The organism is Bradyrhizobium sp. sGM-13 (assembly GCF_018398875.1).
GTDB lineage: Bacteria > Pseudomonadota > Alphaproteobacteria > Rhizobiales > Xanthobacteraceae > Bradyrhizobium.
This window is the reverse complement of record NZ_JAGWDK010000017.1, coordinates 43,234-69,549: the sequence shown is the minus strand read 5'-3', so window position 1 is coordinate 69,549 and position 26,316 is coordinate 43,234. Positions and strand designations below refer to the sequence as shown.

The window sequence follows — 26,316 nt, the reverse complement described above, 5'->3', positions numbered from 1 at the left end:
CGCGTCATGCAGGCGACACGGGACTTTTCGCATTATGTTAAGCATCTCGGCTCCGGAGTGGCGCATATTGACCTCGCTGTCGAAGGCATCAGCTGCGCCGGCTGCGTCTCGAAGATCGAGCGTGGCCTTTCAGCCATCCCGGACGTGACGCTGGCGCGCGTCAACCTGACCGACCGCCGTGTCGCGCTGGAGTGGAAGGAGGGCGCGCTCGATCCGGCGCGCTTCATCGATTGCCTGGTCGAGCTCGGCTACAAGGCCTATCCGTTCGAGGCTGTCACCGCTGAAGCGGCAGAGGCCGAGAACTCCCGCTTCCTGCTGCGCTGCCTGGGCGTTGCGGCGTTCGCGACCATGAACGTCATGATGCTGTCGATCCCGGTGTGGTCCGGTAATGTCAGCGACATGCTACCAGAGCAGCGCGATTTCTTCCATTGGATATCGGCGCTGATCGCGCTGCCGGCCGCGGCCTATGCCGGTCAGCCCTTCTTCCGCTCCGCCTTCAACGCGCTGCGCAGCGGCAACGTCAACATGGATGTGCCGATCAGCATCGGCGTCATCCTGGCGCTCGCGACCTCGATCGTCGAGACCATCGGCCATGCCGAGCACGCCTATTTCGACGCGGCGATCATGCTGCTCACCTTCCTCCTGATCGGGCGCTATCTCGAACAGAACATGCAGCGGCGAACCCGCGCGGTGGCCGGCAATCTCGCCGCTCTGAAGGCCGAGACGGCGACCAAGTTCGTCGGTCCAGACGAGATCTCCGTGGTGCCGGCCGCAGCGGTCAAGGCCGGCGACATCGTTCTGCTGCGGCCCGGCGAGCGTTCGGCGATCGATGGCACGGTCATCGACGGCAGGTCGGAGATCGACCAGAGCCTGATCACGGGGGAGACGTCGCATGCGGCGGTCAAGCCGGGCAGTGCGGTCTACGCCGGCTCGCTCAACATCTCCGGCTCCTTGCGCATGCGCGTTTCCGCCGCCTCCGAGGGCACGCTGCTTGCGGACATCCAGCGGCTGCTTGATCACGCCGTGCAGGTGCGCTCGCGCTATGTGCAACTTGCCGACCGTGCCTCGCGCCTCTACGCACCGGTGGTGCACGCGACGGCCTTCCTGACCATGATCGGCTGGTTGATCGCCGGCGCCAGCGTCCATGACGCCATTATCACCGCGATCGCCGTTCTGATCATCACCTGTCCCTGTGCGCTGGGGCTTGCGATCCCGACGGTGCAGACAGTGGCGTCGGGCGCGATGTTCCGCGCTGGCGTGCTGCTCAATTCGGGTGATGCCATCGAGCGCGTCGCCGAGATCGACCGTATCATCTTCGACAAGACGGGAACGCTGACGTTACCTGAGCTCGATGTGGTGAACTCGGCGGCCGTGCCCGCCGATGTGTTCGAGCTCGCGGGCCGGCTTGCGCTGGCGAGCCATCACCCCGTCGCCTCGGCGCTGGCGCGCGCGGCCGGCGCGAAATCGCCGCTGCCCGGGATCACGGAACAGCCGGGGCAGGGCGTTCGCGGCGTTCTTAAAGGTGAAGAGGTGAGGCTTGGAAGTCCAACTTTCTGCAAGGCCGATGATCTCGCGAACGAACTCCTGAGCCGCGATCCCGAGGTTTCCGTCGTTGCCTTCGCGCGTGGTGAAAAACGTTATGTGTTCGCGGTCTGCCAGAGCCTGCGGCCGGACGCGCGCGCGGTCATCGCGGCGCTGCAGAAGCGTGGCGTGGCGGTAGAAATTGTTTCCGGTGACCGCGAGCCGGCGGTGCGCGCCGCGGCTGAGATGCTTCAAATCCCCGAATGGCGCGCCGGCGTCACGCCCGCCGACAAGATCGCCCGGATCGGGGAACTGAAGCGGCAGGGTTTTAAAGTCATGATGGTCGGCGATGGGCTCAACGATGCGCCGTCGCTGGCGGCGGCGCATGTCTCGATGTCGCCGATCTCGGCGGCGCATTTGAGCCAGGCGACGGCCGATCTCGTCTTCCTCGGCAACCGCCTCGCGCCGGTGATTGCCGCGGTAGACCATTCGCGGAAAGCGTTGCGCCTGATGCGGCAGAACCTCTATCTCGCGGTCGGCTACAATTGCCTCGCCGTGCCGATCGCCATTCTGGGCTTCGTGACGCCTCTGATCGCGGCCGCCGCGATGTCGGGCTCCTCGATCCTGGTGATGCTGAATGCGCTGCGTGCGCGACCTCTCCCGCAGGAGAATCTGTGATGGAGGTGATCGTGTTCCTGGTGCCGCTGGCGCTCTTGCTCGGCCTGTTCGGGCTGCTCGGATTTCTGTGGTCCCTCAAGAACGGCCAATATGACGATCTCGAGGGAGCCGCCTGGCGCGCGATTTCTGACGACGACGAAACGCAGGCTCCACGCCGCGTCGAGCTGAGGTCGGAATCGCGACCGTAATGCCTCGTCGTTGCGCGTCCCGGGATGCTTCCAATTTTGATCTGACGCAATACGGTCGGCTATTCGCCCCGCATACTTGACGTGCTCAAACCGTACCGGGAGGGTACTGTGGCATCGGCTATAAGAAAGGAATCGATCGGAGGTAGGCTCATGGGCAGGTTTTCGGAGTGGCTCGGCCGGCTCCGTGATACCGCCGACCTCCGCGCCCTTGGAGCCGCCGAGCTCGATTGCATCGCGCGCGACCTTCGCGTCTCACCGACCGAGCTCGAAACCCTCACTTACCGTGGGCGGCGCGGCGCTGATGAGCTGTCGGGACTACTCAAGGCGCTCGGCATCGACGAGACGGCCATTGCGCGCAAGGAGCCGGGCGTGCTGCGCGACATGACGCTGGTGTGTGCACTGTGCGCCGAAAAGACCCGATGCAACCGCGAGATAGAGGCGGAAACAACGGCGCAGCATCTTCATGAATACTGCGCCAACAGCTACACGATCGATGCGCTGCGGACGAAGCCAAAGCCAGATGCGATGGATCTCGTTCGTGGTCCGAGCTGCTGCTGACAAGCTACAAATGGTCTAAGGGCCTCTCGGTCTTTAAACCGCGCGACTGTGCACGCCTGTTGACCGCGAAAGGTGAGCATCAAACGCTGAGGCGACGCTACGCACCAGGAATTCCGATCCTTCGCTGACGGTTAGCCGACCTTGAGACATTGTCGCGACTCCGTCGGCTAAAAGCCGGTCGATTCGGGCGCGATCGACGACTGCTGTCCGTGGATCCCGACGATGGATGCGGGATATCTGCTCCAGGTCAACGGTCAAATCGCACATGACCCGCTCGATGATATCAGCGCGGAAAAGGTCATCCTCGGTGAAAGCATAACCCTTCACCGTGGCTAGCCGGCCCTCCGCGATGCGGTTCAGGTAGTCGCGGATGGCCACCACGTTCTGGACAAAGCCGTGTGGCATCCGACCGATCGCGCTCGCCCCGAGGCCGATGAGTGTGTCAGCGCCGTCATCGGTGTAGCCCTGGAAATTGCGCCGCAATCGGCCATCGCGCTGCGCCGTCGCGAGCGCATCGTCTGGGAGCGCGAAGTGATCCAACCCGATGCGCACATACCCCGCGTCCTGAGGGGCCTCTGCGATGGTCTCGGACTGAACGTGTCGCTCGACACTATCAGGTAAGCTCTCCTCCGCGATCTTGCGCTGATGCTTCTTGAATGATGGGACGTGCGCGTAGCCGAACACCGAAAAGCCGGTCGGGGCGCAATTCGACGCACTTGGCAATGCTGTCTAGACAAGAGCTTACCGTCTGAAAAGGAAGACCATAGAGAAGGTCGAAGTTGATCCCCCGCACACCTGCCCGGCGAAGCCTTTCGACTGCAGCGGCCGTCTGCTCGAAGCTTTGCAATCTATTTATTGTGCGCTGCACTCTTGGGTCGAAGCTCTGGACTCCGAGGCTCGCGCGGGTGACCCCGCAGTATTCTAAAGCCTGCGTCAGGTCGTTGGTCAGAGTTCGCGGATCGACCTCAACGGCAATCTCGGCATCCGGAACCACGAAAAAGATACAGCGCAAGGTCGTAAGCGAGATCGACGAGCAGTTGCGGAGCCATGATGGTCGGAGTGCCCCCGCCGAAGTGCAGATGCGCGACCGGCAGGCTTTTCTCTATCGTGTCCGCGACTAGTTGCGCCTTCCGACGCAAAGCTGCGACGAACGCGGCGATCGGCTCCTCGTGCTCGGCCACCGATGTATGGCATCCGCAGTACCAGCACATTGAGCGACAGAAAGGTATGTGAAAATAGAGCGAGACGGGTCGGTGGGCCGAAACCGATCTGAGCCAATGCCGATACACCTTCTCGCCGATTGCAGAAGAGAAGTGCGGGGCTGCTGGATAGCTGGTGTACCGTGGGAGCTTGTCTTGCCCGTAGATGTCAGCCAAATCCGATCGCATATTCGAGTTCCCCCCATTCCTAGCCACATAACAGCCTAGCGCCAACTGGACTTTGCGCTGGGTCAGGGAGTATGACCGGCGAGATCAGCGATTCAAAGCCAATGGGCTTGATCGTCAAGGTTGTCGTTGGTAGTGTTCTAAATCACCGGGAAACTATCAATTTGGGAATGTTTTTCGATGGCTCCCCGACAGGTTGTCTGCTGCATTGTCGCATCCCGGATACAAAAATCCGGATACGGAGCAGCGTGCACTTCTAATCGGATTGGACGCTACCGAAAGAACTATTGAAGGTGATCACTCCTTTCAGCGAGTAGGGAACTGCACTTTTCAGCGTCGCTACGCTCTGGCGCAAGCCCTGCTTCCTGCTCACCGTGAACGTTACCGCTGCGTCTGGCGCAGGAGGAAGTGGACTAAATCTCAGCGACCGCAATGCCGCTGGTCGCCGAGAACATCGCCATGCATCCGATGATTGGCGCCGACATGGCGTTCGGCGTCTCCGAAAATGCGCGCGTATAGTTCATAGGCGTTCCAATTTGCATTCACGCGGAGGATAGGCAGATGCGTGGAAACTTGACGACCGAAAAAGCCCGACGCACTTTGCAAGGGGGAAGCAAGAGGTGCGTCGGGCTGCAACCTGGAGGTTGCGGGCATCGGCACGGGTGAACGTCCGTGTCCACGCCCAACATCATCTTTGCAAATGACGTGCCGCTCGAAGGCTGTCGATGATGTGCGTCTAGTCGGCCCGGGGCACGGCCGCGCGATATTCTTGGATTGAGAATAGTGTCGCAATTACCACGTTGCCGAGTGAGACTTTGTCGGCCATCAAACAATCATGGGCCATGATGAGCCGGGTGCCTCGCCGTTTGCGAGCCGTGTCCGTGCAAGCCTCGATGATTACCTTCGCACCAGCCGTCGGCCAACGCGCCCCCTCAGAGGTCTTTCGCGATTGAAGCCCTAAACGCGCAATTGTGAGATTTCCGCGGCGTGCCCTGGCTGATCCGTAAAAGCAGCGCAAGCCCGCAGCGGGCCTTGCAGGTGGGAAAAGGGCCGAGGCCGCGCAAAAAAGTCGGCCACCGCGAGGTCTTGATAGAATAGATTGCTATGAGGCCAGAGCTTACGCTGGGTCATCAGAGCGTCCGGCGCGAACGACGCGATTTAGATCAAGGCCGCTGAACGCATGTCTTTATGTATCAACAGTATAGATGCATCCCATCAAAACAATCGATTTCACCAATTTTACGGAATGCTGCATAGAAAAAGCGCATAGTCTGGTGCAAATGGCCGCACCCACTCGGCGTCATTTCCGTCGTGGATGACGATCAGTCGGCGGGTGTAGCATTGACGGACAGCCTCTTTTCCGTGGGTCCATCTCAGAAGCATGATCTTGGTGACCGTCCTAAGATTACGTGAGGGAAGAACTGACGCCGTTGTCGACCTTCCCGCGCAGCGTTGGGCCGAATTCCCTGAATAGAGCAGAAGGAAGCGAAGCCAGATTTCATTTGGAACGGATATCGGCCTTCCCGTGGCTAAAGTTAACGGCGAATGCCCTCGCCGTAAATGAACCGTCGGCACCCTCCCTCTGCCGACGGAAGCTGGTGCGATGTGTAACAGCGTCGCTCCTCCCAGACTGACTTCCGCCCGGCCGCCGAAAGGGGGCCGGGCATTTTTTACTACGGCGAGTATGAGCGCCAGCTTGCAGATCTTGCATTTGATCTCACTCACGCCCATGAATTCAGGGGTTGGCCGCGTCCTCGCACCAATCCATCGCTAAATCAGAACGGCCCATCGGATTAGTTGATGTCTGTCACCGGCCTATTACTTCGCAACGATACTGGGACGGCAGAAAAGCGTTTTGTCAAGGACAGGCATGGCATTACCACTAAGTGCGTTGATTCAAATAGTTGTGGCCTCGTACAGCTGAAGTGGCGACCGGGTATTATTCTTTCCCGTCGAATTGCGAGCACACTGATCGATCATCGTGCGAGCGTACTCTGGTAGATGGCTGCGGGTGGCTTCTCACGCGCTCTACCCATCATTGCTGGGCGATCGATGTCGGTTAGCGCCTAGCTTTAAGCGCGAGGCCCACCGGTTTCGACGGCAGCCAGCAACAGGCGCCGCATCGGTCGCGCCGATCCGGGGCCTCAACCCGAACGAGTTTCTCGCTTCTTAGGTGCGCACGGGGTATTGCGAGCGAACACAGCCGTCCGGAACTGGAAATTCTCTCTCTCTCTCTCTCTCTCTCTCTCTCTGGAAAAACATCGCGGCCCGGGTCTGCAGTGCCAGACAAACCAGTGTGGGGCCAATATCTAGCCGAGAGGAATCTAACGTTGCCTTCGGCCAATCGCCAGGTCGTTAGTCCTGGTTGGTTGACCTACACGACGTTAACACGCGACGAAGGCTCCGGGTGGAAACTTGAAATTCTGGGCGCTAGCGTCGCGTGGTAAATTCCTTCGCCGCTCGCCGATATTCCCACTTGGCCCGCTCAAGTTCTGGCCGATCGAACTCTGCCTGGGGGTAGCCGACGCAGAGATAGCCGATGAGTTTCCAGGACTCCGACACTTCGAGAATCTCGTGGATGCGGGCCGGATTCAGGATCGACACCCAGCCAAGCCCAATGCCCTCCGCGCGTGCGGCGAGCCACATCGAGCAGATGGCCGCGGCGACGGAATATTCGACCGTTTCCGGCATCGTTGCTCGCCCGAGGCCATACCCGATATCGCTTGCCTTTTCCGCGAACACGGCCAGGTGACCCGGAGCCTCTTCGAGGCCGGCAAGCTTAAGCGTCGCGTACCGCGCCACGCGTTCGCCTGAATAAGAATGCAACGCATCGGCATTGCAGGTCTTGAAGTCTTCGATCACGGCACGGCGCCTCGCCTTGTCCTCGACGATGACGAACCGCCACGGCTGGCTCAGGCCGACGGACGGGGAAAGGCAGGCGATCTCAATGAGCCGCTCAATGGCTTCGCTCGGGAGCAGATCGGGACGAAAGCGCCGTACGTCGCGGCGCCACACGAACAGCTCACGCAGTTGCCGGCGAAAAACTTCATCGAATGAGATCGTCAAGGTCATAGTTCCGTCTGGAGGAGGGCTACCGCCACCAGCAGAATCGCGATCTCGCCAATCTGCTCGAACGCACCCAATATATCACCTGTCTGTCCTCCGACCTGTCTGGTGGCAAGCCGCGCCAATATCAGCCCGGCCAGCGACAACAAGATCAGTCCGATCGTCGCCTTGCTCGGCCCGAGACCGCAAACGAGGCAAGCGGTCGCAAGACCAACAGCAATGGCAGCGCTTTGCCACGGCGGCTGTCCGGCCCCCGCTGAAAGTCCGTCCGACCGTGCCGGCGGAATCAGCCACATGAATACCGGCAAGCCGGCGCGCGCCGCCGCATGTGCAACCAAAAGCGCGGCCGCAACCGACTGTGGATCGGCGATAGTTGCAAGCGCGCTCCATCGCAAGATGAGCGAGACGATAAGCGCGCAGCCGCCATAAGTACCGATCCGGCTGTCCCGCATGATCTCGAGCTTCCGCTCGCGCGTCCGACCGCCGCCGAGCCCGTCGGCGGTATCGGCAAGGCCGTCCTCGTGCATCGCGCCGGTGATAAGAACCGTGGCCGCCACCGCGAGCATGGCGGCCGGGCCGGGCGGCAAACCCACCTCGCGCGCGATCGAATAGACCACCGCTCCGGTAAGGCCCACCACCAGTCCGGCTACCGGCAGCGCCCAGCTCGCGCGGCCAACACCGCCATCGCTGACCGGCTTCGCCGGCCCGAGAGGTAGAATCGTGGAGAGAGAGATGGCGATCCTCAGATCAGTAACGATGCTTCTGAGAACCTCGAGATGATGCATAGGTCTTCAACCTTCGAACCGTCAACTCGCACAACGGGCGAGGCGTCGCAACTCCGCCGAGCGCGGCACTATTTCAGCTTCATCGGCAATCCTGCCACGACGAATTCGACCTCGTCGGCAACGGAGGCAATCGTCTGGTTCAGGATGCCCGCCGCGTCCCGAAATGCGCGCGCCAGCGCATTATCCGGCACGATACCGAGCCCGACCTCGTTCGTGACCATGACGACCGGACTGCGTTGGCGGGCAAGCGCGTCAGCGAGCAGTGAAGCCTCATGCGACCAGTTGCGCTCCGCCTGGAGCAAATTCGATAGCCAGAGCGTGAGACAATCGATCAGCCTTGCGCCACCGCCATCTGTCTCGGCTAGGGCCTGCACGAGGTCAAGCGGTACCTCGCGCTCGATCCAGTCATTTCCGCGTCGCGCGCGATGCTTTGCTATTCGTTCGCCCATTTCCTCATCGAGCGCCTCTGCCGTGGCGAAATAGACGGGTTGCCCCGGAAAGGCACGCGCGCGGACTTCTGCGCGCCGGCTTTTGCCTGATCGGGCGCCGCCCGTGATGAGTATGATGGCCATGACGTCCTCCGCTCAGCCAGCAGTAATCACCATTCTCCGATAAAGACAAAGGCGAAATCAGGCGAGATGGGGCTTGCCTTGATGCAGAATTCTTGCGCATCAGGATCAGACAGGACGGGAGACGATACGTGGGCTTTGCAGGAGCGATGGTGGTGGCGATGACGGTGGACGCCCTGTTGGGCTGGCCCGACGCACTGTTCGCCCGCGTGGGGCATCCCGTCACTTGGCTCGGCAGGCTGATCAACATCCTCGATATTTGCTTCAACAGGTCCATCGACCCGCCTGGAATCCGGCGGATTGCTGGCGCAGTCGTGGCGCTTTTCGTGATTGGGCTTTCGGCCGGCATCGGATGGTCAGTTCAAGCCGCGCTCACCTTTGAATGGAGCCGCATCGTCCTGCTGGGAATCCTGGTATGGCCCTTGGTCGCACTTCGTTCGCTTTATGATTATGTGGCCGCCGTTGCGCATCCCCTGCAATCCGGTGATATCGCAACCGCACGTGCCGCGGTCGCGCACATCGTGGGACGCGACCCCGCAGCTCTCGATGAGGCAGGTATTGCGCGCGCGGCCATCGAGAGTCTGGCCGAGAACGCCTCCGACGGCATCGTCGCGCCGGTGTTCTGGGGGGCGTTGTTCGGGCTTCCGGGCATCATCGGCTACAAGGCGATCAATACGCTCGATTCCATGATCGGCCATCGCACGGAGCGGCACGGATCTTTCGGTTGGGCTGCCGCGCGCATCGACGATCTCGCAAATTTGATACCTGCACGTCTCACCGGTTGTCTGTTCATGCTGGTTGCCGGGCGGCCTTCGGATGCCATGTCGTGCATGGTGAGGGATGCGAGCCGCCACCGCTCGATCAATGCCGGCTGGCCGGAAGCAGCCATGGCCGGCGCGCTCGGCGTGCGGCTCAGCGGGCCGCGCATCTATCACGGAAGTACCGCCGACGAACCCTGGCTCAACGAGGGCGCGCGCGATCCGCTTGCCGCTGACATATGGCAAGGGCTGAAGCTCTACGTCCGCGCCATGGTCCTGTTGGCCGGCGCGCTTGCGATGATGGCTCTCGCATAACGGAGAAGGCTATGCTCGAGCATGGTGGCAATCTCGATCTCGCCGTGCAGCGTTTCGGCGGGCGTGCGCAGGACTGGATCGACCTCTCGACCGGGATCAATCGGCAGCCCTATCCGGTGAGCGAGATTGAGCCAAGGCATTGGAGCGCGCTGCCCTCCCGATCCGACATCGAGTCCCTCCATCAGGCTGCTCATCAGGCCTATGCCACCAAGGCGCCAATCGTGGCGCTTGGTGGCGCACAAGCGGCCATCCAATTGTTGCCGAATCTTTCATCGTGCGGCAGGGCGCGGATTCTTGCGCCCACCTATAACGAGTACGCAGCAGTTCTTGCGGCCGCAGCCTGGGACGTGGCAGAGGTTTTTGATCTCGAAGGGTTGGTGGGTGCCGATCTCGCCGTGGTCGTCAATCCCAACAATCCAGACGGCCAGCGCCATGATCCGAACGAACTGCTCGCGCTGTTGCCGCGCGTCGGTCGACTCGTGGTCGACGAGAGCTTCGGCGATGCCGTCCCCGACCTGTCGCTGGCACCGGAGGCGAAACGGCCGGGGCTGTTGATCCTGCGCTCGTTCGGAAAATTTTACGGGCTTGCGGGACTACGGCTCGGCTTCGCGCTCGGCAGCGAGGCCGATGTCGCGGCGCTGGCGGCGATGGCAGGCCCATGGCCGATTTCGGGTGCTGCGATTGCGATCGGACGGCGCGCCTTGCTTGATCGCGATTGGACGAAGGCGACCTCCATGCGGCTGGCACACGACGGCGTCCGGCTGGACGCCGAAGTGCGATCGCAGGACTGGCAACTGGTCGGTGGCACGCCGCTGTTCCGGCTCTATGAGGCCGGCGACGCGCGTGCCGCGCAGGAGCGGCTCGCACGGGGCCAGATCTGGTCGCGTGTATTTGGGCAAAGACCGGGATGGCTGCGGCTGGGATTGCCGGGTAACGAGACCGAATGGGCGCGGTTTGCTGCCGCGCTCTCGCGTTGATCACCAACCTCAGCGCGCAAGCGCAAGCAGCCCTTCGACGTCGAGATGGGCGTCGACATGATCGGCTAGCGCGTCGAGTGCGCTCTCCACTCTGGCGCGGTACTGCTGGTCCGTAGCCGGAATGTCCAGTCGTGCGAGAAATGAGCCGCGGAAACCATCGGAAGCAAACAGGCCGTGCAGATAGCTGCCGTACACGCGTCCGTCGCTGGAAACTGCGCCTTCCAGTGCGCCGTCAGATGAGGCAAATGGCCGTGCTCGATCCGGCCCGTCGGTGTGCCCGATGTGAATCTCATAGGCCTCGATCGGCCGGTTCGTCGCGGCGTGAACCGCCGTGACGCGCGTAAGAGTCTTTTGTGGCGTCATCACCGTCGTTACGTCCAGGAGTCCGAGGCCGGGCGTTTCTCCCGCCGGTCCCTCGATACCTTCCGGATCCTGCACACTGCGCCCGAGCATCTGGTAACCGCCGCAGAGTCCGAGCACATGGCCGCCGCGACGATGGTGAGCAAGTAGATCAATGTCCCAGCCCTGGGCGCGCAGGAAGGCGAGGTCGCCACGTGTCGACTTCGAGCCGGGAACGATGACGAGCTTTGCATCGCCAGGGATCGCCTCTCCAGGCCCGACCATCACAAGATCGACGCAGGGTTCGAGCTTCAGCGGATCGAGGTCGTCAAAGTTCGCGATCCGCGAAAGCGCGAGAAAGGCGATTTTGCATTGCGCCGCCTTGCGCGCACCGGCAAGCCCCAGGGCATCTTCGGCCGGAAGCTCGTTGGCGCGGGCGAAGTAGGGCAGGACCCCAAAACCCCGCCAGGATGTGCGGGTTTCGATCAGCCGATAGCCATCGTCAAACAGGGAGGGATCACCGCGAAATTTGTTGATGACAAAACCGCGGATCATGGCGGCATCCTCGGGATCGAGCACGGTCTTGATGCCGACGAGCTGCGCAATGACGCCGCCGCGGTCAATGTCGCCGATCAGCACGACCGGGACCTCGGCCCTCCGGGCAAAGCCCATGTTGGCGATATCAGCGCTCCGCAAATTGACTTCGGCGGGGCTGCCGGCGCCCTCGACCAGAACTAGATCGGCGCGATCCTTCAGCCGGGCGAAACTCTCGAGAACCGGCGCCATCAGCGAGGGTTTCATCGCGGCATATTCGCGTGCGCGCACCGTCGCCACGCGGCGCCCCTGCACGATGATCTGGGCGCCGATATCGGTTTCCGGCTTCAGCAAGACGGGATTCATGTCCGTGTGCGGCTCGACGCCTGCGGCTTGCGCCTGCAATGCCTGTGCGCGTCCGATCTCGCCGCCGTCGATAGTCACGGCCGCGTTGTTTGACATGTTCTGCGGCTTGAAGGGAAGTACCCGATGTCCGCGGCGGGTCGCGGCGCGAGCAAGGGCGGCCACGATGAGCGACTTGCCGACGTCGGAGCCGGCTCCCTGGATCATCAATGCGCGCGCCATGGAATCGGATTCTCGCTTGCTTCGTCAGAACTCGATGCCGGGCTGCGCCTTGATTCCGGATCGGAAGGGATGCTTCACGAGCGTCATCTCCGTGACGAGGTCGGCGGCGTCGATCAATTCCTGCTTGGCATTGCGCCCGGTGAGAACGACGTGCGTCATCGGCGGCTTTGAATTCTTGAGAAATTCAACGATTTCTCCGATCTCCAGATAGTCGTAGCGAAGCGCAATGTTGATCTCGTCGAGAACGACCATGCGCAAGGCGTGATCGGCGATCAGCTGTTTGGCCTTCTCCCATGCGGCGCGGGCGGCAGCGACGTCGCGGGAGCGGTCCTGGGTTTCCCAGGTAAAGCCTTCACCCATCGCATGGAACTGGCACAGTTCACCAAAATGTCCGGTCAGGAGACGGCGCTCGCCGGTATCCCACGCACCCTTGATGAATTGCACGACAGCGCAGGGAAAGCCATGCGCGACGCACCGCATGATCATGCCGAAGGCCGAGGAAGATTTTCCCTTGCCTGCGCCGGTGTGGACGATGATGAGTCCCTTCTCTCCACTCTTGGTGGCCATCATCCGGTCGCGGGCGGCCTTCTTCTTCGCCATTTTGGCAGCATGGCGGGTATCGAGCGAGGCCTCGGCGACGACAGCTTCCTCCTCAGCGGCATCCGGTTCGGAAATCATCTGCACGTTCCTTTGGCTTGACAAGTTGCACGCTTGAGCAAATGGTGAGGCAGCGTTGGTTCCTGTCCTACGACAGGCGAAGAGGGAATGCGATAGGGCTCTTGCCTCGAAGCTTTAGCCCTGAAAAGCAGCCGCCCCCGCGACCGTGACCGGAGAGATCTCCAAGAACCACTGGCCCGTTTGGGTTGGGAAGGTGGAGATCAAAGGGAAACCTGCTCCGCAAGCCGGGAGACCTGCCAGCGCACAGATTGACCACCGGCGGACGGGGTGTTCCGCGACGGGGAGCGAACCCTCGCGTCTCTGGGTTCGTGTGCCTCATCGCCTCCGTCAAAAATTTTTTGAAGAAGGGGCGATGACCGTTACGTTGCATGTCTGCATCACCTGCTGTGCCGGCCAAACGCTGATGGAAGGCGAAACCGCGCCAGGCGCGCGTCTGCACAGCGCCATCCTCGCGGCTGGCGTGCCGGAAGGCGTCAACGTCGTTCCGGTCGAGTGTCTATCCGCCTGCAGCCAAGGCTGCTCGATTGCACTCTCCGGTCCCCGGCGCTGGTCCTATGTGTACGGCCGCTTGTCAGACGCAAGCGCGCCGGACGTTGTTGCTGGCGCCGCGGCCTATGCGGCGGCGCCCGACGGCATCGTGCCATGGCGCAGCCGGCCGGAGATCTTCCGCAAGCAGTCGCTTGCGCGCATTCCACCCATCGCCGTCGTGCCGGAGGCCGCAGAATGAACACGCTTGCCAAGATCCCGGTGACCGTCATCACCGGCTTTCTCGGATCGGGCAAGACGACGCTGATCCAGCACCTGATTACCAACGCGAACGGCAGGAAGCTTGCGGTGCTCGTCAACGAGTTCGGCAGCGAAGGCGTGGATGGAGAGATCCTGAAATCCTGCGCGGACGCCAACTGTCCTGCCGAGAACATCGTAGAGCTCGCCAATGGCTGCATCTGCTGCACGGTCGCCGACGATTTCATTCCTGCCATCGAGCAGCTGATCTCGCGCCGCGTGAAGCCCGACCATATCCTGATCGAGACGTCGGGCCTCGCCCTGCCGAAGCCACTGCTCAAGGCGTTCGACTGGCCCGAGATCCGCTCGCGGATCACGGTCGACGGCGTGATCGCGCTCGCGGATGCGGAGGCCGTCGCGGCTGGCCGCTTCGCACCCGATCCTGTCGCGGTCGAAGCCCAGCGTGCGGCCGATGAAAACCTCGACCATGAAACGCCGCTTTCGGAAGTATTCGAGGATCAGATCGCTTGCGCGGATATCGTGCTGCTCACCAAGGCGGACCTTGCCGGCGCGGAAGGACTTGAAGCGGCCAAGGCGGCGATCGCCGCTGAGATGCCGCGTCGTGTGCCGGTGCTGCCGGTCGTCGACGGCGCAGTCGATGCGCGTGTGGTCCTTGGTCTCGAAGCGGCGGCAGAAGACGATCTCGCTGCGCGCCCCTCGCACCACGACGGCGAGGACGAGCACGAACACAACGATTTTGCCTCCGTTGTCGTCGAGCTCCCGGAAGTTGTGAATATCGATGCACTTGTCGCATCGATCCAGCGGCTTGCGCGCGAACAGAACGTGCTGCGCGCCAAGGGGTATATCGCGGTCGCGGGCAAGCCGATGCGATTGCTGCTGCAATCGGTCGGGGAGCGAGTACGGCATCAGTTCGATATGCCCTGGGGCACGCGGCCAAGGCGGTCGAAGCTGGTTCTGATCGGTGAACGCGACGATATCGATGAGGTTGCCATTAGGGCGGGACTTGGTGTCTGATGCACGTCGTCTTTCGCGAGAGCCGCGGTCTTGAGGAGACCGCGATCCCTAAGGATCTCGGCCAGGATCCGGCCGACCTTGTGGTGCTCTCGTTTTCGGACAGCGATCTCGCCACGTTCGCTTCGGGCTGGCGGCGGGGCCGCGCCAGTCTGCCGTCGCTCAGGCTCGCGAACTTGGCAGAGCTGCGTCATCCGCTATCGGTCGACACCTATATCGAGCGCACGCTGTCGCAGGCGCGCGGCGTGCTGGTGCGCCTGATCGGCGGCGAATCCTACTGGCCATATGGACTGGCCGCCTTGCATCAATTGGCCAAACAGCGCGACATCGCGCTTGCGGTGCTTCCGGCCGATGGTCGCGACGACCCGCGCCTGGATGCGCTCTCGACATTGCCCGGCTCGACGCTCGGACGGCTGAAGGCGTTGTGCGACAAGGGCGGAACAATAGCGGCACAGGCTGCAATCGCCCAACTCGCGCTGGCGTCGGGCCTCTATGCGGGGCCGGTCGTCGGTGAAATCGAAACTCCCGAGATCGGTTTCTACGATCCGGGTCGCGGTGCAATCGCGGCGCTGCCAAATCCTGATCGGCGGCCGCGCGCGTTGGTGACCTTCTATCGTTCCTATCTCACCGCGGCAGATACTGCCCCGGTCGACGCGCTGATTACAGCATTGCGGCAAAAGGGTTTTGATGCCTATGGCGTATTCATCACCTCGCTGAAGGCTGCTGGTGTGGCGGATTGGATGAGGGGGCATTTCGCGCAATGCGCTCCGGCGGTGATCGTCAATGCGACCGCCTTCTCTGCGGTTGCTGACGACGGCACGACGCCTTTCGATGCCGCATCCTGTCCGATATTCCAGGTCGCGTTGTCGACAGCCCGGCGCGATGACTGGGCGGAATCGCTTCGTGGGCTCTCGCCGGTTGATCTGGCAATGCATGTGGTGTTGCCGGAGGTTGACGGCCGGCTGTTTGCGGGCGTCGTCAGCTTCAAGTCGCCGGAGGAGAGCGATCCCGATCTGCAATTCGCGCACGTGGCGCACAGGGCCGACGACGAACGCGTGTGCGCTGTCGTCGAGCGGGTGGCGGCCTGGCATAGGCTTGCCAACCGCCCGGCAGGCGAGAAGCGGCTGGCGATGGTGCTCTCGAATTATCCTGGCCGCCCGCACCAGATCGCGCATGCGGTCGGGCTCGACGCACTCGCTTCGGTCGAAACGCTGCTGTCCGATCTCGGCGCTGCCGGTTTCGACGTGAAAGCGGCAGAAGCGCTCGGTGAAACTCTCCTACGGGAGGCATTGACCTGGAGCGTTGCCGATTACCGCACGGAGCTGGCCAGGCTTCCGCGCCGGCTGCAGGACGATCTCGCGAGTGCCTGGGGCGCGCCGGAAGACGATCCGGCCTGTCGCGGCGGCGAATTTCGTTTCGCCGCGATCCGGCGCCGCAAGATGACTATCGCCGTCCAGCCGGAACGCGGCGATATCGGCAATCGCGATGCCGAGTATCACGATCTCTCGCGCACGCCGCGCCACGCCTACGTTGCGTTTTATCTCTGGCTCAGGCGCGAGGGCATTGATGCCATCATCCATATGGGGGCTCACGGAACGTTGGAATGGCTGCCCGGCAAGTCCGTCGCGCTGTCGGCTGCCTGCTGGCCGGAAGCGCTGATTGGCGACATGCCAGTGATCTATCCCTTCATCGTCAACGACCCCGGCGAAGCGGCACAGGCCAAGCGCCGCATCGGTGCGGTCACGATCGGCCATTTGCCGCCGCCGCTGGCGCGGGCCGCCTTGCCCGAAGGCCTGCGCCGGCTCGAGCAACTGCTCGATGAATATTCGACCGCCGATGGTCTCGATCCCGCGCGTCGCCAGCGACTGATCGCAGCAATCCGCGATGAAGCGCGTGCCGCGGGCCTGGAAGATGATCTCGGCCTTGGCGCGTCGGCTGCGCCGGCCGAGGCTATTCCTCGGATCGATCGCTTCGTCTGCGATCTGAAGGAAAGCCAGTTCGGCGAAGGCCTGCATGTGTTCGGTCGCGGGGCTTGCGGCAAGGCGGAGAAGGGCGCGCTGCTCGATGCGCTCACAGGCAGGCGCGTGGCGCCGGGGCCTGCCGGTTCGCCGTATCGCGGGCGTCGCGATGTGCTGCCGACCGGGCGCAATCTGTTCGCTGTCGATCCCCGCGCGGTGCCGACGCCGTCGGCGCATGCGCAGGGGATCAAGCTTGCCGAGGAATTGCTGCGCCGTCACCTGCAGGATCACGGCGACTGGCCGAAGGGGCTCGTGGTTGACCTCTGGGGATCATCGACCATGCGCACCGCAGGCGAGGATTTTGCGATGGCCCTGCATCTTGCAGGCATCGCGCCGCGCTGGGATCATGCTTCGGGGCGGGTGACGGGTTACGACATCATCGTGCCGGCGGCGCTCGGCCGCCCGCGCATCGACGTGACGCTTCGCGTGTCAGGGCTGTTTCGCGACGTCTTTTCAGGTCTTGCACAATTGTTTGAGGCGGCAACCGAAGCCCTCTCCGAACGGGACGAGGAGGGCGAGGACAATCCTTACCGTCATCGCGCGGCGCGCGTGTTCGGACCGCGGCCCGGGCAGTATGGCGTCGGTATGGCATCGATGCCGGATGTCTTCACGGAGGAGTCGCGCGAGGCGGCCGGTGAGGCCTGGCTTTCGGCTTCGTCCTGGGCGTTCGCGTCTGACGGCACGATGCGGCCTGACCGCGCAGGTATCGAGGCGAGGCTCGTCGCTGCCGATGCCTTCGTGCACGTGCAGGACCTCCCGGAAACGGACCTGCTGCTCGCTGCCGACTACGCCCTGCATGAGGCGGGCGTTGCAGCCGCAGCCACGCGGCTCGGCGCGGCCGCCCCATCGCTCTATCACCTCGACGCCACGCGTCCGGATCAGCCGCATGCACGCTCGTTGACGGAGGAAATATCGCGCGTCGTGCGTGCGCGCGCCGCCAATCCGATATGGATCGCGGGCATGATGCGCCACGGCTTTCGGGGCGCCGCCGAGATCGCGGCGACGCTCGAGCATATGGCCGCTTTCGCTCATCTCGCGGATGCCGTGCCGGCGCATCTGTTCGATCTCTATTACGACGCGACGCTCGGCAATGACGACGTTCGCGCGTTCATGGCGCGCGAGAATCCGGCGGCGCTCGCGATGATCGAAACTTGCTTCAACCGTTTGCATGAAGCGTCGCTCTGGAGGACGCGACGCAATTCGATCGCGGCCGCGCTGCGGGAGGCCTCATGAGCGCCGTTGCGATCAAGGGCTGGTGCCCCGGCGCCTTGCGGCCGATGCGGTCAGGCGATGGGCTCGTGGTTCGAATCCGGCCGCATGGTGGCCGGGTCGATGCGAAAGAGGCGGCAGGGATTGCGGCGCTGGCCGAGCGCTACGGCAACGGCCTGATCGATCTGACCAGCCGGGCCAACCTTCAAATCAGGGGTGTCAGCGATGACGGCCATCGGCCCCTGATCGAGGAACTCTCGCGGCTGCACCCGATCGACAAAGATCCGGAATCGGAAGCACGGCGCAACATCCTGGTTACTCCGTTCTGGAGCGCAAGTGATGATACCTGTTCGCTCGCCGCAGAGCTTGAACGGGGGCTTGCGATGGGACCGCCCGACCTGCCGACCAAATTCGGCTTCGCCGTCGATTGCGGGGCAGAGCGCGTACTGGCCAGTGCCTCCGCCGATATCCGCATCGAGCGCAGCATCGCGGGAGAATTGATCGTGCGTGCTGACGGCGCGGAGCATGGCCGTCCTGTCTCGCGGAGAGAAGCCGTCAAGGTCGCGCTCACGCTTGCCGAATGGTTCGTCACCTCGGGCGGAGCCAGGGGCGGGCGAGGGCGGATGGCCGCGCATATCGGCGCTGGCGCAAAACTGCCCGAAACGCTTCGTGGCCACGTCGAGCCGGCTCGCATGATCGCGGTGCCGCGTCCGGAACTTTATCCTCAAGGCGCGATGGTCGGCGCGGCTTTCGGGCAGGTAACACATGCCGCGCTCACCCACCTCGCCGGATGCGCGCACGGGTTGCGGATGACGCCGTGGCGGATGGTATTGGTGGAGGGGTTGCACGAGATGCCCCGCTGCGAGAGCCTCATCACGCAGGCCGATGATCCGATCCTGCGCGTCGTCGCCTGCAGCGGTGCACCCGCCTGCCGTGAAGCGCATGCCGAGACACGTGCACTTGCGGCGGCGCTTGCGCCGCATGTTGCCGCGGATAGCAGGCTTCATGTCTCCGGCTGTGCCAAGGGCTGTGCCCATTCGGGGCCTGCCGCTCTCACCCTGGTTGCGACCCGCGAGGGATTTGACCTCGTCCGGGGCGGCTCGACGCGGGATGCGCCCGCCCTGCGTGGACTGAGCGCCGCCCGCGTGATCGCCGATCCTTCCGTTCTAACGGTAGCGCGCTGATGCCGCACATCTATGAGACCGATGGTGCGGCGATCTACCGTCAATCCTTCGCCACCATCCGTGCCGAGGCGGACCTTGAGCGCTTTTCGGCCGACGAGGAGCCGGTGGTCGTCCGCATGATCCATGCGGCGGGCATGGTGGGCCTCGAATCCTACATCCGCTTTACGCCCGGCATGGCGCGTATCGCGCGGACCGCGTTACAGAACGGCGCACCTATCCTCTGCGACGCGCGCATGGTGTCGGAGGGAATTACGCGCGCGCGCCTGCCGGCCGGCAACGCCATCATCTGCACGCTCGACGATCCCGCGGTTCCCTCGCTCGCGCAGTCCATGCGCAATACTCGCTCAGCCGCAGCGCTGGAACTGTGGCGGCCGCATCTGGATGGTGCGATCGTCGCCATCGGCAATGCCCCGACCGCGTTGTTTCACCTGCTCAACCTGCTGGAGGATCGCAACTGCCCAAGGCCGGCGGCGATCATTGGCTGTCCGGTCGGCTTTGTCGGCGCGGCTGAAGCCAAGGCCGCATTGATGATAGATCCGCCCGCGCCGGCGCTGACGGTCGAGGGACGCCTTGGCGGCTCGGCGATTACGGTCGCCGCCGTGAATGCGCTGGCAAGCCGGAGCGAATAGCCATGGGGCGTATCATCTGCTGCGGCCTCGGGCCGGGCAATCCGGACTTGATGAGCGTGCGTGCCGATCGCGAGATCCGTGCGGCCCAGCATGTTGCCTATTTCCGGAAGAAGGGACGCCCTGGCCAGGCCCGGCGTATCGTCGAGGGCATGCTGGCAAAGGATGTCTGCGAATATCCAATGGAATATCCGGTCACCACGGAGATCGCGTTCGACAATCCGGAATATGTTCGCCTCCTTGCCGGCTTTTACGACGAGTGGGCGGAGCGTCTTGCGCGGCTCGCCCGCGCAGTGGACATCATCGTGCTCTGCGAGGGCGATCCTTACTTCTATGGTTCCTTCATGCACCTGCACGCGCGCCTGCAGGGACGAGTTGAGATCGAGGTGATCGCAGGCATTCCCGGCATGGCCGGCTGCTGGAATTCGGTCGGTCTGCCGATCGCCCTTGGCGACGATGTGATGACGGTGCTGATGGGCACGCTGCCGGAAGACGAACTCGAACGGCGCGTGCGCAATTCCGACGCGCTCGTCATCATGAAGACCGGGCGCAACCTGAAGAAGGTGCGCCGCGCGCTAGCGGCCGCCGGCCGCCTTGGCGAGGCATGGCTGATCGAACGCGGCACCATGCCGGGCGAGCGCGTCACGCGGCTGAAGGAGGTGGACGAGACCGAGTGTCCTTATTTCGCGATCGTGCTCGTGCATGGGCAGGGGCGACGGATGGAGGCAGCGGAATGACCGGCACATTGACCATCGCGGGACTTGGGCCGGGCGACGAGGCGCTGGTCACGCCGGAAGTCTCCGCCGCGCTCGCTGTGGCGACCGACATACTCGGCTATGCGCCCTATGTTGCGCGTGTAGCCCCTCGCGAGGGGCTTACGCTGCATCCGTCGGACAATCGCATGGAGCTGCAGCGCGCAGGCGATGCCTTGCTGCTGGCATCGGAAGGACGCCACGTCGTCATGGTTTCCTCCGGCGATCCCGGCGTGTTCGCGATGGCTTCCGCCGTGTTCGAAGCACTCGAAGCCTCGCCGCAATGGCAGGGGCTTCCAATCCGCGTTCTGCCCGGCGTGACCGCGATGCTGGCAGCGGCGGCGCGCGCCGGCGCGCCGCTCGGCCACGACTTTTGCGCGATCAATCTCTCCGACAATCTGAAGCCGTGGCCGATGATCGAGAAACGCCTGCGGCTTGCCGCCGAAGCCGACTTCGCGATCGCGATGTACAATCCGCGCTCGGAGAGTCGGCCCGGGGGTTTTGGACGCGCACTCTCGGTTCTGCAGGAGGCAGGTTGCGGCGATCGCCTCGTGATCTTCGCGCATGCTGTCAGCACGCCGGAGGAGCGAATTGAAACGCTGATGCTGCACGAGGCGCGGCCGGAGATGGCCGACATGAGAACGCTTGTCATCGTCGGCAATTCGGCGACGCGCCGCGTCGGTCCCTGGGTCTACGCGCCGAGGCATGCCCGATGACCGAGCCATTGCATAACCTCGGCCACGCTTTCCGCCCGCGGCCTGTCGGGCAACTCGGGCCGCGTGAGCACGACAACGGGAAGGCCGAGTTCGCGCGCGGCGTCGATCTTGGAACGCGCGCCCGTTCCCCCGGAATTGCGGGCAACGACCCATTCGATGTTGCGCGAGCGCATCATCTCCAATTCACCGGCAAGCGTGAATGGTCCACGCGATACGATGACATCGGCATCCGGAAACGGCAGCGGCCCATCGGGAGGATCGACAAACCTCAAAGTGTAGACGTGCTGCAGCTTGGTGCCGAAGGCTGCGATGTGCTGCCGGCCGATCGCAAGAAACACCCGCGCGCGATTCTCTGGCAACGCCGCGACAGCGGAGGTGATACCCGCGACCTCGATCCAATTGTCGCCGGCCGCTTTTACCCAGGCCGCGCGCTCGAGCGCGATAAGCGGCGTTCCGGTTGCCTCGCACGCCGCAACCGCGTTGCGGCTCATCTCGGCCGCGAAGGGATGGGTCGCGTCGACGACATGCGTGATTCCTTCTCGACAAATGTATTCGGCAAGGCCGTTCGCGCCGCCGAAGCCGCCGATGCGGGTCGGCAGCGGCTGGTGCGCAGGGGCGCGGGTGCGCCCCCCGTAGGAATAGATCGCGTCGAGCCCCGCACGCGCCGCAGCGTCCGCGAGCAGATTGGCATCGCTCGTTCCGCCCAGAATGAGGGCGCGTGTCATGGGTAATCCCTGGCTGACCATTATTGGCATTGGCGAAGATGGCCTTGCCGGCCTCTCCGAAGCAAGCCGAAAGGCGCTTGCCGACGCCGAGACGGTCTTTGGCGGCGAACGGCATCTCGCGCTGGCAGGCGTTACCGACCGCGGCCGTCCCTGGCCAGTACCGTTCGATGCGGAGTGCGTGCTGGCTTGTCGCGGCCGTCCGACGGCAGTGCTCGCCTCGGGCGATCCGTTCTGGCACGGGGTCGGCGGCAGTCTCGCGGAGCGGCTGAATGATGGCGAATGGATCGCGCATCCCGCGCCCTCGACATTTTCGCTTGCCGCGGCGCGGTTGGGATGGCGACTCGAGACCGTGATCTGTGTCGGGCTTCACGCCGCGCCGTTCGAACGCCTGGTACCACATCTGGCGCGCGGCGCGCGCATTATTTGTCTAGCACGTGACGGTGGGGCAGGCCGCGATCTTGCAGCTTGGCTCGCCGCGCGCGGCTGGGGCGCATCACGGCTGTGGACCCTGACCGCGCTCGGCGGTCGACGCGAATGCGTCACGCGACATCGCGCAGACAGTTACGTGGCCGATCCGGATGCCGATCTGGTGGCGATCGCGCTGGAGGCTGACGGATCGGACGGAATCTCGCGCAGCTCGGGCGTTCCGGACGCGCTCTTTGTGCATGACGGCCAGATCACCAAGCGGCCGTTGCGCGCGCTCGCACTGTCCGCGCTCGGGCCGAAGCCAAGCGAGAGGCTGTGGGACATCGGCGCCGGTTCAGGCTCAATTTCGGTGGAATGGGCCTTATGTGGGGGGACGGCGATTGCAGTAGAAGCGCGGGCCGATCGCGCAGCAAATATCCGCAGCAATACGGCGGCCTTCGGTCTGACGCATCGGATCGGGGTCGTCGAGGGGACAGCGCCTGATATCCTTTCAGGCCTTGAGAAGCCGCAAGCCGTCTTCATGGGTGGAGGACTCGACGCCGCGATGTTCGATGCCGTCTGGTCGCGCATTGAACCGGGAACGCGGATGATTGCGCATGCCGTTACGCTGGAGACCGAGGCGCTCCTAACGGACCTGCACCAACGCCACGGCGGCGAACTGATGCGGGTCGAGATTGCGCATGCGGGTGGCCTCGGCCGTTATCGTTCCTGGGAAGCGGCGCGGCCGGTCGTGCAATGGAGTGTGGTGAGGTGAAGGTCGCAGGTTTGGGATTCAAACGGGATGTCACGCTTGCTTCGCTGCGCGAAGCACTCGATGCGGCGGGAGGTCCTGACGGTCTCGCGGCGGTCGCAACAGTCAGCGACAAGGCCGAAACCGCAGCCCTCAAATCGCTGGCGGGTGAACTCAACATTCCTATCAGGCCCGTTTCGGCCGATGTGCTGGCCGGCATCGCCACGTCCACACATTCCGAATTCATCAAGGCGAAGTTCGGCACGGGTTCTCTGGCCGAAGCCGCTGCCCTTGCGGCGGCCGGCCGCGGAGCGCGCCTTGTTTCGATGCGGACGGTTTCGCAGGATCGGACGGCCACCGCAGCGATCGCGGAAGGAGACGGCGAATGACGGTGCACTTCATTGGTGCAGGACCGGGCGCTGCCGATCTGCTGACTTTGCGCGGACGCGATCTTATCGCCGCCTGTCCTGTCTGCCTCTATGCCGGCTCGCTTGTACCCGAGGGCGTTCTTGCGTACTGCCCAGAAGGAGCGCGGATCGTGAATACCGCTCCGCTGTCGCTCGACGACATCATGTCGGAGATCGTCACCGCGCATCGTGAGGGCGAGGACATCGCAAGGCTGCATTCCGGAGATCTCTCGATCTGGTCGGCGATGGGCGAGCAATTGCGCCGCCTGCGCGCGCTGCAAATTCCCTTTTCAATCACGCCGGGCGTGCCAGCCTTTTCTGCTGCTGCGGCGGCGCTCGAGGCCGAGCTCACCCTGCCGGGTCTTGCGCAATCCGTCGTACTGACGCGAACGCCAGGCAGGGCGAGCGCGATGCCTGAAGGCGAAGAACTAGCCGCCTTTGCCGCCACGGGTGCGGTGCTCGCCATCCATCTCTCGATCCATCTGCTTCCCAGGGTGATTGATGAGCTCACGCCGCATTACGGACCGGACTGCCCGGTAGCGATCGTCTGGCGCGCGAGCTGGCCGGACCAGCGCATTATTCGCGCAACGCTGGGTACCCTCAATGCGGCGGTTGGCACCGAGCTCGAGCGCACCGCGCTCATCCTGGTTGGCCGGACGTTAGGTACGGAGGAGTTTAGCGAGAGTCGTCTCTATGCCGCCGACTATGACCGCCGCTATCGGCCCCTCGGGCCGACGCCGCGCTTTCCGCAGGCATCGTGATGGCGGCGAGCCTCGTCATCTCCGCGCCGGCATCCGGTGTTGGCAAGACGACGCTGACGCTGGCGCTGGCGCGCGCCTATCGCGATCGCGGGCAGAAGGTCCAGTGCTTCAAGAGCGGACCGGACTACATCGATCCCGCCTTTCATGCGGCCGCCACGGGGCGCGCCTCGGTCAATATCGACAGCTGGGCCATGCGTCGCGAGGCGATCGAAGCGCTCGCCTCGCGCGCGGCGGATGCGGACATCGTTCTGGCTGAAGGTTCGATGGGCCTGTTCGATGGCGTTGCCGCGCGGGGCGTCTCGGGCATCGGTGCCACCGCCGATATTGCCGAGATGATGGGCTGGCCGGTCCTGCTCATGATCGATCCTTCCGGACAGGCGCAAACCGCCGCGGCTGTGGTTGCGGGACTGCGCGATTTCCGTGCCGGTGTGCGTCTTGCGGGCGTCGTTCTCAACCGTGTCGCCAGCGCCCGGCACGAAGACCTTGTGCGTCGCGCACTGGCGGCCACAGGCATTGCTGTGTTCGGCGCATTACCGCGCCACGCCGCGATCGCCTTGCCGAAGCGGCACCTTGGCCTGGTGCAGGCCGAGGAGCAGGCAGAGGTAGGCGGCCTGATCGCCGAAGCCGCGCGCTTCGTCACCGAGCATGTCGATCTCGACGCAGTGCTACAATCGGCATGCGCCTGGTCACCGCAGCTCGCCGCGCGCAGTGAAAACGTCAAGCCACCCGGCCAGCGCATCGCGCTGGCGCGCGACGCCGCATTTTCGTTCGTCTATCCACACATGCTCGAGGCCTGGCGCGCCGCCGGTGCCGAGATCTCAACCTTCTCGCCGCTCGGCGACGAAGGTCCCGACGTCGGGGCCGACGTTTGCTGGCTGCCGGGCGGCTATCCGGAATTGCATGCCGGCCGGCTGGCGGCCAACACGCGATTTCGCCGCGCGCTAAAGTCCTTTGCCGAGACGCGGCCGGTGCATGGCGAGTGCGGCGGCTATATGGTGCTGGGCACCGCCTTGACCGACGCCAACGACGCACGCCACGAGATGACGGGATTGCTCGGACTGGAGACCAGTTTTGCCCAGCGCCGCATGCATCTGGGCTACCGGCTCGCGGAGCTCACTGAGCCGATGCCCGGGCATGGGCGGGGCGCACGGCTTCGCGGCCACGAATTTCACTACTCCACGATTGTCTCGCAGCCCGATACACCCTTGGCCGTCGTGCGCGACGCGACCGGCGCGGTCGTTGCGGAAACCGGCTCGCGGCGCGGTTTCGTCACCGGTACGTTCTTCCACCTTATTGCGGAGGATACGTGAGCAGCCTTGTTTCCTTTGTCTCGGCCGGTCCCGGCGATCCTGAGCTCCTAACGCTCAAGGCGGCCGCGTGTCTGCGCGCCGCCGACGTCGTGTTGTATGACGACCTTGCCTCGGGCGCGATCCTCGATCACGCCCGCCCCGGGGCCAATCTGGTGGCGGTTGGCAAGCGGGCGGGCCGGCCTTCGGCCAAACAGGAGCATGTCAACCGGCTGCTGATCGACTACGCGGCCGCGGGTGCCCGCGTGGTCCGCTTGAAATCGGGAGACGCCGGCATCTTCGGGCGACTTGAAGAGGAGATCGAGGCGCTGCGCGCAGCGGGCATCGGCTACGAGATCATTCCCGGTGTCACCTCGGCCTGCGTTGCGGCAGCGCACGCCGGCATTCCGCTTACCCGACGGCACACCTCGCGCCGCGTCCAGTTCGTGACCGGAGCTGATGTCGCCGGACAGTTGCCTGCAAATCTCAATTGGGCGGCGCTCACCGATCCGGAATCGACGACCGTGGTCTATATGGGCAAGCGCACATTCCCGGCCCTCGCGGCGAAGCTGATTGAGCACGGCATGGCCCCCGACACAGCGGCGCTGTTTGCCGAGTCTCTCGGCCATGCCGAACAACGGCTTGTCCGCACGACGATCGCGAAGCTCGCCGAGCAGCTCGCGCAAGCCGGCCCTGCAACGACGGCGGCCGTCATTCTTTTCGGCGCGCTGGCGGGAGAGTATCCGTGATGCCGTCGTCCGCCCTCGCGAGCCACTTGACGCCGC

The 26,316-nt window shown here is 63.9% G+C and carries 23 protein-coding genes, 1 pseudogene and 1 riboswitch; of the genes and pseudogenes, 17 read left to right on the top strand and 7 right to left on the bottom strand.

Annotated features, from left to right (window positions below; genetic code table 11):
- The first annotated feature begins 6 nt into the window (after window positions 1-6).
- The 3 genes from KJQ96_RS24485 (at window position 7) to KJQ96_RS24475 (ending at window position 2,945) form a co-directional block, all read left to right on the top strand.
- Complete coding sequence (locus KJQ96_RS24485) at window positions 7-2,199, top strand: heavy metal translocating P-type ATPase (protein WP_213289031.1); 2,193 nt, start codon at window positions 7-9, stop codon at window positions 2,197-2,199.
- Entirely contained in the window at window positions 2,199-2,387 is a 189-nt protein-coding gene (gene ccoS, locus KJQ96_RS24480) for a cbb3-type cytochrome oxidase assembly protein CcoS (protein ID WP_108521769.1), read from the top strand. Before KJQ96_RS24485 ends, ccoS begins: the two co-directional genes overlap by 1 nt.
- Window positions 2,388-2,537: 150 nt before the next feature.
- The gene (locus KJQ96_RS24475) at window positions 2,538-2,945 is read left to right on the top strand and encodes a DUF6455 family protein (protein WP_057854144.1); all 408 of its coding nucleotides are present in this window, start codon (window positions 2,538-2,540) and stop codon (window positions 2,943-2,945) included.
- Between the two features lie 33 nt (window positions 2,946-2,978).
- Here the strand turns inward: KJQ96_RS24475 and hemN are convergent.
- From hemN to cobU, 4 genes and pseudogenes are all read right to left on the bottom strand, one after another.
- Window positions 2,979-4,333: pseudogene (gene hemN, locus KJQ96_RS24470) on the bottom strand (oxygen-independent coproporphyrinogen III oxidase).
- A gap of 2,427 nt (window positions 4,334-6,760) precedes the next feature.
- The gene (gene bluB / locus KJQ96_RS24465; protein WP_213253908.1) at window positions 6,761-7,402 is read right to left on the bottom strand and encodes a 5,6-dimethylbenzimidazole synthase; all 642 of its coding nucleotides are present in this window, start codon (window positions 7,400-7,402) and stop codon (window positions 6,761-6,763) included.
- Window positions 7,399-8,181 (bottom strand): adenosylcobinamide-GDP ribazoletransferase, encoded by a 783-nt coding sequence (gene cobS / locus KJQ96_RS24460; protein ID WP_213253907.1) that lies wholly within the window; start codon window positions 8,179-8,181, stop codon window positions 7,399-7,401. Before cobS ends, bluB begins: the two co-directional genes overlap by 4 nt.
- A 68-nt stretch (window positions 8,182-8,249) precedes the next feature.
- Window positions 8,250-8,753 (bottom strand): bifunctional adenosylcobinamide kinase/adenosylcobinamide-phosphate guanylyltransferase, encoded by a 504-nt coding sequence (gene cobU, locus KJQ96_RS24455; protein ID WP_213253906.1) that lies wholly within the window; start codon window positions 8,751-8,753, stop codon window positions 8,250-8,252.
- A 128-nt stretch (window positions 8,754-8,881) separates the two neighbouring features.
- Here cobU and cbiB point away from each other — a divergent pair, with 128 nt between their 5' ends.
- Both cbiB and cobD read left to right on the top strand, forming a co-directional pair.
- Window positions 8,882-9,823 (top strand): adenosylcobinamide-phosphate synthase CbiB, encoded by a 942-nt coding sequence (gene cbiB, locus KJQ96_RS24450; RefSeq protein ID WP_309142464.1) that lies wholly within the window; start codon window positions 8,882-8,884, stop codon window positions 9,821-9,823.
- 11 nt (window positions 9,824-9,834) lie between these two features.
- The gene (gene cobD / locus KJQ96_RS24445; protein ID WP_213253905.1) at window positions 9,835-10,800 is read left to right on the top strand and encodes a threonine-phosphate decarboxylase CobD; all 966 of its coding nucleotides are present in this window, start codon (window positions 9,835-9,837) and stop codon (window positions 10,798-10,800) included.
- Window positions 10,801-10,809: 9 nt separating this feature from the next.
- Here the strand turns inward: cobD and KJQ96_RS24440 are convergent, their stop codons facing one another.
- Entirely contained in the window at window positions 10,810-12,258 is a 1,449-nt protein-coding gene (locus tag KJQ96_RS24440) for a cobyric acid synthase (RefSeq protein ID WP_213253904.1), read from the bottom strand.
- A 24-nt stretch (window positions 12,259-12,282) separates the two neighbouring features.
- A complete protein-coding gene (gene cobO, locus KJQ96_RS24435) occupies window positions 12,283-12,936 on the bottom strand; it encodes a cob(I)yrinic acid a,c-diamide adenosyltransferase (RefSeq protein ID WP_057854136.1) in 654 nt (217 codons plus the stop codon).
- A gap of 39 nt (window positions 12,937-12,975) precedes the next feature.
- Window positions 12,976-13,192: riboswitch (cobalamin riboswitch) on the top strand.
- 96 nt (window positions 13,193-13,288) lie between these two features.
- On the opposite strand from cobO, the gene KJQ96_RS24430 reads away from it, so the two are divergent.
- From KJQ96_RS24430 to cobJ, 7 genes are read left to right on the top strand one after another with little or no spacing between them, the layout of a single operon-like run.
- Entirely contained in the window at window positions 13,289-13,663 is a 375-nt protein-coding gene (locus KJQ96_RS24430) for a DUF1636 domain-containing protein (protein WP_213253902.1), read from the top strand.
- A complete protein-coding gene (gene cobW / locus KJQ96_RS24425; protein ID WP_213289030.1) occupies window positions 13,660-14,694 on the top strand; it encodes a cobalamin biosynthesis protein CobW in 1,035 nt (344 codons plus the stop codon). The genes KJQ96_RS24430 and cobW overlap by 4 nt, the downstream gene beginning before the upstream one ends.
- Window positions 14,694-17,942: a cobaltochelatase subunit CobN gene (gene cobN / locus KJQ96_RS24420; protein ID WP_213289028.1), complete on the top strand. Its 3,249-nt coding sequence runs from the start codon at window positions 14,694-14,696 to the stop codon at window positions 17,940-17,942. The genes cobW and cobN overlap by 1 nt, the downstream gene beginning before the upstream one ends.
- Entirely contained in the window at window positions 17,939-19,102 is a 1,164-nt protein-coding gene (gene cobG, locus KJQ96_RS24415; RefSeq protein WP_213289027.1) for a precorrin-3B synthase, read from the top strand. Before cobN ends, cobG begins: the two co-directional genes overlap by 4 nt.
- Entirely contained in the window at window positions 19,102-19,731 is a 630-nt protein-coding gene (locus KJQ96_RS24410) for a precorrin-8X methylmutase (RefSeq protein WP_213289026.1), read from the top strand. The genes cobG and KJQ96_RS24410 overlap by 1 nt, the downstream gene beginning before the upstream one ends.
- A gap of 2 nt (window positions 19,732-19,733) precedes the next feature.
- The gene (locus tag KJQ96_RS24405) at window positions 19,734-20,465 is read left to right on the top strand and encodes a precorrin-2 C(20)-methyltransferase (protein ID WP_213289024.1); all 732 of its coding nucleotides are present in this window, start codon (window positions 19,734-19,736) and stop codon (window positions 20,463-20,465) included.
- Complete coding sequence (cobJ, locus tag KJQ96_RS24400) at window positions 20,462-21,196, top strand: precorrin-3B C(17)-methyltransferase (RefSeq protein ID WP_213289023.1); 735 nt, start codon at window positions 20,462-20,464, stop codon at window positions 21,194-21,196. Before KJQ96_RS24405 ends, cobJ begins: the two co-directional genes overlap by 4 nt.
- Here the strand turns inward: cobJ and KJQ96_RS24395 are convergent.
- Complete coding sequence (locus KJQ96_RS24395; RefSeq protein ID WP_213289022.1) at window positions 21,172-21,921, bottom strand: cobalt-precorrin-6A reductase; 750 nt, start codon at window positions 21,919-21,921, stop codon at window positions 21,172-21,174. The genes cobJ and KJQ96_RS24395 overlap by 25 nt on opposite strands.
- Between KJQ96_RS24395 and cbiE the strand changes: the two genes are divergently transcribed.
- Genes cbiE through cobA form a run of 5 tightly spaced genes read left to right on the top strand, consistent with a single transcriptional unit; the run spans window position 21,920 to window position 26,280 of the window.
- A complete protein-coding gene (cbiE, locus tag KJQ96_RS24390) occupies window positions 21,920-23,101 on the top strand; it encodes a precorrin-6y C5,15-methyltransferase (decarboxylating) subunit CbiE (RefSeq protein ID WP_213289021.1) in 1,182 nt (393 codons plus the stop codon). The genes KJQ96_RS24395 and cbiE overlap by 2 nt on opposite strands.
- Complete coding sequence (locus KJQ96_RS24385) at window positions 23,098-23,466, top strand: cobalamin biosynthesis protein (RefSeq protein ID WP_213289020.1); 369 nt, start codon at window positions 23,098-23,100, stop codon at window positions 23,464-23,466. The genes cbiE and KJQ96_RS24385 overlap by 4 nt, the downstream gene beginning before the upstream one ends.
- A complete protein-coding gene (gene cobM / locus KJQ96_RS24380) occupies window positions 23,463-24,245 on the top strand; it encodes a precorrin-4 C(11)-methyltransferase (RefSeq protein ID WP_213289019.1) in 783 nt (260 codons plus the stop codon). The genes KJQ96_RS24385 and cobM overlap by 4 nt, the downstream gene beginning before the upstream one ends.
- Window positions 24,245-25,555 (top strand): cobyrinate a,c-diamide synthase, encoded by a 1,311-nt coding sequence (locus KJQ96_RS24375; protein WP_213253895.1) that lies wholly within the window; start codon window positions 24,245-24,247, stop codon window positions 25,553-25,555. The genes cobM and KJQ96_RS24375 overlap by 1 nt, the downstream gene beginning before the upstream one ends.
- Window positions 25,552-26,280 carry a uroporphyrinogen-III C-methyltransferase gene (cobA, locus tag KJQ96_RS24370; RefSeq protein WP_213253894.1) on the top strand — a complete coding sequence of 243 codons (729 nt, stop codon included), beginning with the start codon at window positions 25,552-25,554 and terminating at the stop codon, window positions 26,278-26,280. Before KJQ96_RS24375 ends, cobA begins: the two co-directional genes overlap by 4 nt.
- The last annotated feature ends 36 nt before the right edge of the window (window positions 26,281-26,316 follow it).

What these genes read in the sequence shown, in the direction of transcription:
- cbiE (WP_213289021.1), top strand. Translation starts at nt 21,920, where the DNA reads ATGGGTAATCCCTGGCTGACCATTATTGGCATTGGCGAAGATGGCCTT.
- KJQ96_RS24485 (WP_213289031.1), top strand. Translation starts at nt 7, where the DNA reads ATGCAGGCGACACGGGACTTTTCGCATTATGTTAAGCATCTCGGCTCC.
- KJQ96_RS24440 (WP_213253904.1), bottom strand. Translation starts at nt 12,258, where the DNA reads ATGGCGCGCGCATTGATGATCCAGGGAGCCGGCTCCGACGTCGGCAAG.
- cobO (WP_057854136.1), bottom strand. Translation starts at nt 12,936, where the DNA reads ATGATTTCCGAACCGGATGCCGCTGAGGAGGAAGCTGTCGTCGCCGAG.
- cobG (WP_213289027.1), top strand. Translation starts at nt 17,939, where the DNA reads ATGAGCGCCGTTGCGATCAAGGGCTGGTGCCCCGGCGCCTTGCGGCCG.
- cobM (WP_213289019.1), top strand. Translation starts at nt 23,463, where the DNA reads ATGACGGTGCACTTCATTGGTGCAGGACCGGGCGCTGCCGATCTGCTG.
- KJQ96_RS24475 (WP_057854144.1), top strand. Translation starts at nt 2,538, where the DNA reads ATGGGCAGGTTTTCGGAGTGGCTCGGCCGGCTCCGTGATACCGCCGAC.
- cobN (WP_213289028.1), top strand. Translation starts at nt 14,694, where the DNA reads ATGCACGTCGTCTTTCGCGAGAGCCGCGGTCTTGAGGAGACCGCGATC.
- KJQ96_RS24395 (WP_213289022.1), bottom strand. Translation starts at nt 21,921, where the DNA reads ATGACACGCGCCCTCATTCTGGGCGGAACGAGCGATGCCAATCTGCTC.
- KJQ96_RS24430 (WP_213253902.1), top strand. Translation starts at nt 13,289, where the DNA reads ATGACCGTTACGTTGCATGTCTGCATCACCTGCTGTGCCGGCCAAACG.
- ccoS (WP_108521769.1), top strand. Translation starts at nt 2,199, where the DNA reads ATGGAGGTGATCGTGTTCCTGGTGCCGCTGGCGCTCTTGCTCGGCCTG.
- cobD (WP_213253905.1), top strand. Translation starts at nt 9,835, where the DNA reads ATGCTCGAGCATGGTGGCAATCTCGATCTCGCCGTGCAGCGTTTCGGC.
- KJQ96_RS24375 (WP_213253895.1), top strand. Translation starts at nt 24,245, where the DNA reads ATGGCGGCGAGCCTCGTCATCTCCGCGCCGGCATCCGGTGTTGGCAAG.
- cobW (WP_213289030.1), top strand. Translation starts at nt 13,660, where the DNA reads ATGAACACGCTTGCCAAGATCCCGGTGACCGTCATCACCGGCTTTCTC.
- cobU (WP_213253906.1), bottom strand. Translation starts at nt 8,753, where the DNA reads ATGGCCATCATACTCATCACGGGCGGCGCCCGATCAGGCAAAAGCCGG.
- bluB (WP_213253908.1), bottom strand. Translation starts at nt 7,402, where the DNA reads ATGACCTTGACGATCTCATTCGATGAAGTTTTTCGCCGGCAACTGCGT.
- KJQ96_RS24405 (WP_213289024.1), top strand. Translation starts at nt 19,734, where the DNA reads ATGGGGCGTATCATCTGCTGCGGCCTCGGGCCGGGCAATCCGGACTTG.
- KJQ96_RS24410 (WP_213289026.1), top strand. Translation starts at nt 19,102, where the DNA reads ATGCCGCACATCTATGAGACCGATGGTGCGGCGATCTACCGTCAATCC.
- cobS (WP_213253907.1), bottom strand. Translation starts at nt 8,181, where the DNA reads ATGCATCATCTCGAGGTTCTCAGAAGCATCGTTACTGATCTGAGGATC.
- cobJ (WP_213289023.1), top strand. Translation starts at nt 20,462, where the DNA reads ATGACCGGCACATTGACCATCGCGGGACTTGGGCCGGGCGACGAGGCG.